This is a genomic window from Treponema sp. (assembly GCF_017430385.1).
GTDB lineage: Bacteria > Spirochaetota > Spirochaetia > Treponematales > Treponemataceae > Treponema_D.
Genome location: NZ_JAFRNB010000089.1, coordinates 1 through 6,008 on the forward strand (window position 1 = coordinate 1; position 6,008 = coordinate 6,008).

A 6,008-nucleotide genomic window follows, 5' to 3' on the forward strand; every position below is an offset into this window, starting at 1 on the left:
GGAAGACTGGATGAACAATCTTCCTAGAAAAATATTGGGTTATAAAACTCCAGCTCAACTATTTGAAGCTGAGTTAGATAAAATTTATAGAAAAACAGCTTAACAAATTTGTTGTTTCAAGTTGTTATTGCAATTTATGTCTAATTTCTAATTTCTAACTCCCCTTCTTCCCCCTTTTTAGGATTTCTTCTATAATAATTGCATGGTAACAATAATTTTTGGAATTCTTTGTATTGCATTTACAGTTTTTGCTTGTCTTCCTACTGGGCTTGGCTTGAGCTGGGGCGAGGAAGTTGTTTTCTTTTTGAAAGGTGCCATGCCGGTTCTCGCCGCTGTTGTCGGTCTGCTTGCGATTTTGATTGGAATTGCTGACATCCGTGACCGCCACGAGGCAAAAAGGGAAGAAATGGAAGCCATCACAAATGAGAAATGAGCAATAAAAAATTTCCTAAAAGAATGCGGAATTCCATTTGGAATTCTATTGATTAAAAAGAAATAAAATTCTATTATATTAGTCCCCGTATATTCATTGCGAGTGACTGCTCATCGCTTGCAAGTGTCAATCTGAAGATGCAATCAGTGCGATACAAAAGAATCTATATTGAAGGTTAAAAGAATGAAAACCATTTTCGTTAAAGACTATGAACAGAAACGCGATTGGTACATCATCGATGCGGAAGGAAAGCCGCTCGGTCGCGTTGCAGCAAAAGTTGCTTCAATTCTTCGTGGAAAGAACAAGCCAACTTACACACCAAACCAGGAAATGGGTGACTTCGTTGTCATCATCAATGCAGACAAAGTAGCTGTTTCTGGCAACAAACGCACAGATATGCTCTATCGTCACTACACAGGTTTCGTTGGTGGTTTGCGCAGCTACTCATTCGAGAAATTGATCGAAAAACACCCAACACAGCCATTGGCTCGCACAATCGCAGGTATGCTCCCGAACGGCAAGCTTGGTCGCCGTCTCATGGGCAATGTTAAAATCTATGCTGGTTCAGAGCATCCACATGCTTCACAGAACCCAAAGAAAATCGAGCTTTAATAGGAGTCTATCATGGCAGTAAAAAATATTGCAATCGGTACAGGAAGACGAAAGACATCTGTTGCCCGCGTATTTGTTCGTGAAGGCTCAGGAAAAATCGTCGTAAACGGAAAGGATGTAGCAGAATACTTCCCGACAGAGGCTGAGGTTCGCACTGTTCACCAGCCACTTCTCGTAACAAACTACGAGAACAAATATGACATCTTGATCAATGTTCAGGGTGGCGGTATCAAAGGTCAGGCTGCAGCTTGCTTGCATGGTCTTTCTCGTGCTTTGCTCCAGATTGATCCAGATGCTCGTGCATCTCTCAAAGCAAACGGCTACCTCACACGAGACAGCCGAATGGTAGAACGAAAGAAGTACGGTCAGCGTGGTGCTCGCCGACGCTTCCAGTTCTCAAAACGATAATTTATATTTTCGTTTGTGCAAAACGCTCACCCAAAAGTGGGCGTTTTTTTATTGTTGGAAGACTATGCCGGAAGAAATTACTGATCCAAGTGTGAAACTTGCCATTGAGGCTGCAGCCCGCTCTCTTGCGCGATGTGAGCAATGTCGGGCTTCTCTGGAACGGAAGCTGATTCAAAAAGAATTTGACGAAGAAGTTGTAAAGCAGGCACTTGATTTTTTGGAGTCTAAAAAATATCTCGATGATGAGCGGTATGCCTCTTATTGGATTCGCAGCCAGTGCGCGTTCAAGCCTCGCGGAAGTATAAGGCTTGTCCGGGAACTTTGTGCCAGGGGTATTTCGAGGCAGATTGCGACTCAGTGCGTAAAATCTTATTTTGAAGTAAATGATGAGTATGCGCTGTGTGATGCCGCTTACAAAAAATTGGTTTCCAAAAATAAAAATGAGCAAAAAATATTAAAATCGCTTGCAGATAGTGGATTTTCATATAAAATAATACAAGCAATATTTAAAAATAATAAAGAAGGGTTGGATAGTGGCTCAGAGTGAAAAAACTGTTTTGTATTCCGCGCTTGAAGTCGCCAAATTGTGTGGTGTAGTCAATCAGACGGCCATCAACTGGATTAAAAACAAGCATCTGAAAGCATTCAATACTCCTGGAGGCCAGTTTCGGGTTTATCCGGAAGATTTGCTGGCATTTATGAAGAGCCGGAACATTCAGATTCCGCAGGAAGTGTATTCCGCATGTGACGGAGCAGAATATACACCAAAAGGGCTTCTTATTGTAGATGATGACCGGGGACTGAATTCTGTAATTGCAAAATATATGCTCAAAGAATTTGAGTCGCTGTCTGTTTATCAGGCCTTTGACGGATTTGAGGCCGGTTCACTGATGGCGGAAAAGCTGCCTGGAATCGTGATTCTTGATTTGAATCTTCCTGGAATTGACGGATTTGATTTGTGCAAGCGAATCAATAACAACGAGCGTTTTGGAAAACCTGCTGTCATCGTGATTACCGCCCTTGAGAGTGAGAATCTTGAGGAAAAGGTTAGCGAGATGGGGGTGCGTTGTTTTATGAAAAAGCCCTTGGATTTGACAAGAATTTCCGAGGTTGTAAAAAATATAATTGAAAAATGAAAAAACGAATATTTCTTTCTATATTAGTAACTGTTTCTGTGATTCTTCCTCTTTCTGCTCAGAATAACGCTCTTAGCGCGAAGGTAGTGATTGAGAACGCCGCAAAAAAATCTTCGGTGAGCGATTCTGTTGCATATCTCAAAAAAAATGTCGCTTCTGTTTCCGTGAACTATGAAAAGAGGGCTGTCTATGCTTTCCTTGCCGGGATTCTTGAGCAGCAGGGGCAGTACGCCGAAGCCCAGAAAACTTATGCCCAGGCGGCTTCAATTCAGGGAAGTGCGGAGAATGTCGTTGTCGGGGTTCCGAATAAAAATTCTGAGGAACTTGTGATTGATGCTGTTCGCTGTGCTTTGTGCGCGGGAGACTATGCGAGTGCTGACAGTTACCTCAATTCCGCTGTAAGAAACACAAAAGACGAGAAAATTAAGGCGTTCGTGAAGCTTTATGAGCAGTGGAGTGCGCTCTGCAAGGCAAAAAATGAGTCCGATACAAAGGAAGCTGTCGCCATGCTCAAGACTTATGCAACCCTTGATTCAATGAAAGTCGTTCGTCCGTCAATTCTGCTTACTTTGTGGCATTTGACCGGTGAAGCACAATATGCCGACAATCTCAAAAAAAATTACCCGAAGAGCATGGAGGGGGCAATCGTAAAGGGCGAGGTTCAGACTTTGCCGACTCCGTTCTGGTATTTCGTGCCACGGAACGGCGTTGATTTGCCTGAAATTGCGGGTGTTGCGTCAACTGACAGCACTGTATCGGCTTCGGCTGTTTCTCCAGCTTCATCTTCATCAAAATCAGAAAATATTGAAAAATCTGACAAAGCAGAGAAAATCATCCGGCAGCAGCTTGGGCTTTTCCGCGAGGAAGCAAATGCAAAGGCTCTTGTAGACCGGGTTGCGGCGAAAGGGTTCAAGGCAGAAATTACAACGGAAGTTCGGCCAAGCGGTACGAAATATTATCTTGTCGTGGTGAATGAGAATTCAAAAGGAACTATCGGAGAGGAACTTCGGACGGCTGGTTTTGAATGTTACCCGCTGTTTGAGTAAGATTCGATAAAAGTCATCCATTAAAGTTTAGCGTTTTTTTTGCCGATACTCTTAAATGGTGAACTCTTTTGAAATAGAAAAAATTGAGTTACAATCTATGGAGTGTCGTATTTAGTGCGCAAGTTTTTTTGTGCTTTTTTATTGATATGTTCTTTCTCACTGTTTGCTCAGGAAAATAATGCCGAGCCTGCTGAGCCTTCTGCTCCTGTCGAAAATCCGTCTGTTTCCGATGGCTCTTCACCTGTTGTGGGGGATGGCTCTTCTGAAAATGAGCCGGAAAAAGATTTGAGTCAGGACTATCTTGCAAAATCTGCGGCTCCTGTGAATGCGGTGGCATGGACTCGTGACGGAAAATATTTTGCGACCAGCTGGAACAATTTGGTCATCCTCTGGAATGCTGATTCAAACACAATCGCGGCGATTTATTCAAATTCCGTAAGCGAAAATTCAAATCCTTTGGCGAATATCATTTCCCTTCAATTTACAAGCGACGGCCGTTACATGCTCAGTGTTCGTGACGATAACACGGCATTGATTCACAGCGTTGGTACTAATTCTGACTCAACATTAATCACAGGAACTGGAAATTCTATTCCTGATGCCGTATTCGCTGGTGATTACAAAATCCTTCTTCCACTTGACGGAAAAAATCTTTATGAAAGCTTGCGTCTGCCTGAAAGCGGTCAGTTTAAGGTCGAAGAAAAACTTGATTTTGCAGATGGAATCTGGGGATTGAGTTCAAATCCGGCTGGAAAGCGAGTTCTTGTGACTAGTGAGAGCGGAGCTGTGCGGGTTGTGGACACGACTTCGTGGGAAGTGCTGACAGAATTTGAATGTTATACGCTCACGAGGATAAAGCCGAAATTTGCGGAAGACAGCGTTCACTTTCTTTCGGCAAAAGACCAGAATACACTTGTTGTTACTTCATCGAATGATGCTTCCGATTTTTTGACGGTCGAAGAGCCGGCTGGATTTTCTTTCACGGCAGAGTTTTCGGCTGATTCAACAAAAATTGTGGCGGGAGTTGATTCAGGTTGCGTCAAAATTTATGACATCGCAAGTGGTCTGGAAGAAAATTCCTTCAAACTCATGTATGGTGACAGCGCAAAGAGCCTTGCTTTCAGCCCGGACGGAAAATATGTAATTATCGGAACTGAACAGGGATATATCTACAGGTGGGTTTTGAGCGGTGAAGAATTCGTGCCAGAAGATGAGAAAACTCAGGAAAACAAGCTTGAGAACAGCCTTACTTTGAGCGTTGGATATGGGCGGCTGGGAACGAATTATTATCTAGGAAATGCCATTTTCGAGGCTGGTTACAGAAATTATTTCCGCCCGCCGTTCTATTGGGGCGCAGTAGGCTCACTTGGAGCTGGAGTACCTGGCAGCGAATTTCCTTACACTTATTACGAAGGCGGGGAGCAGCTTTCGGCTCCATTCTTGTACACTCTCGCTTCTGGCGGCCTTATCGGACTTGTATATTATAATAAAGAATTTGATTTCCATGTTTTCAGCGAGGCCGGTGCTGGCTGGAATGTCAGAATGATGTTTGATAACAGCCTGAAATATCCGCATCATGGAAAGCCATATTTCGGTGGCTACGGAGAGCTTGTCGTTGGTGTTCAATGGAAATGGGCAAGGCTCTGGGGCGGAGTTCAGTATGACTCGAACCTGCACTGGCTGATGAAAGCCCATATCGGAGTCGCGATGCCGACAAAGAGTTTCAGACGAAAATAAATTTTGTAAAATTCTGACTTTTTTCCATTTACATTGCCGAAAATGCAAAAATTCTTGCTATTAATATGCAGAATCTGTAAGGCGCAGGACGAGATGTTTGCTCCGCGGTGGATTCTGCATATCAAGCTACAACAGGAGTTTTTATGGCAACAACAACATTACGACCTTCACCAACGGCACTTTTGGATCCTCTGTGTGATTCATCTTTCAAGGCGATGTTCACGGCAGACACGAAAGAGTCAAACGCGGCATTGAAAGATTTTCTCTCGACAATTCTGAGCCGGGAAATCATGGAAGTCCAGCTCATGCCTAACGAGCCGCCCACACAGGTGGCGAAAGAATCTCAGATGAGTTTCGATGTCAGCGTCAAGTTCAATGACGGGGAGCGGGCTGACATCGAAGTGCAGGCAAGGAGCGAAGATTACGACTATGGCGACCGTGCCGAGATTCAAGTCGCACGACTCCTCAGCACATCGAACATGAAGGGCGACAACTGGGACACGCCGCCCGCCTATCAGATTTCGGTGCTTAATTTCGAGTTCGACAAAGATGACAGCTCACCTCTTTCGTGGTACAATATGAGAAAGGCAAACGGAACGCGGCTCTCTGATAAGCTTAATGTGGTTTTCTTCGACC

At 44.0% G+C, this 6,008-nt stretch carries 8 protein-coding genes; all 8 read left to right on the forward strand.

Annotated features, from left to right (window positions below; translation table 11 throughout):
• The first annotated feature begins 202 nt into the window (after window positions 1–202).
• Complete coding sequence (locus IJJ71_RS06085; RefSeq protein WP_296845941.1) at window positions 203–433, forward strand: hypothetical protein; 231 nt, start codon at window positions 203–205, stop codon at window positions 431–433.
• Between the two features lie 183 nt (window positions 434–616).
• Window positions 617–1,045 (forward strand): 50S ribosomal protein L13, encoded by a 429-nt coding sequence (gene rplM / locus IJJ71_RS06090; protein ID WP_296845942.1) that lies wholly within the window; start codon window positions 617–619, stop codon window positions 1,043–1,045.
• A 12-nt stretch (window positions 1,046–1,057) separates the two neighbouring features.
• Window positions 1,058–1,453 carry a 30S ribosomal protein S9 gene (gene rpsI, locus IJJ71_RS06095; protein WP_296845943.1) on the forward strand — a complete coding sequence of 132 codons (396 nt, stop codon included), beginning with the start codon at window positions 1,058–1,060 and terminating at the stop codon, window positions 1,451–1,453.
• Between the two features lie 64 nt (window positions 1,454–1,517).
• Window positions 1,518–2,000 (forward strand): regulatory protein RecX, encoded by a 483-nt coding sequence (locus IJJ71_RS06100; RefSeq protein WP_296845944.1) that lies wholly within the window; start codon window positions 1,518–1,520, stop codon window positions 1,998–2,000.
• On the forward strand, window positions 1,987–2,589 hold the full coding sequence (locus IJJ71_RS06105; RefSeq protein ID WP_296845945.1) for a response regulator: 603 nt from the start codon (window positions 1,987–1,989) through the stop codon (window positions 2,587–2,589). Before IJJ71_RS06100 ends, IJJ71_RS06105 begins: the two co-directional genes overlap by 14 nt.
• Window positions 2,586–3,635: an SPOR domain-containing protein gene (locus IJJ71_RS06110; RefSeq protein ID WP_296845946.1), complete on the forward strand. Its 1,050-nt coding sequence runs from the start codon at window positions 2,586–2,588 to the stop codon at window positions 3,633–3,635. The genes IJJ71_RS06105 and IJJ71_RS06110 overlap by 4 nt, the downstream gene beginning before the upstream one ends.
• 141 nt (window positions 3,636–3,776) lie before the next feature.
• The gene (locus IJJ71_RS06115; protein WP_296845947.1) at window positions 3,777–5,372 is read left to right on the forward strand and encodes a WD40 repeat domain-containing protein; all 1,596 of its coding nucleotides are present in this window, start codon (window positions 3,777–3,779) and stop codon (window positions 5,370–5,372) included.
• Window positions 5,373–5,515: 143 nt separating this feature from the next.
• Window positions 5,516–6,008 (forward strand): PD-(D/E)XK nuclease family transposase (locus IJJ71_RS06120; RefSeq protein WP_296845948.1); only part of this gene is annotated, 493 nt, incomplete at its 3' end.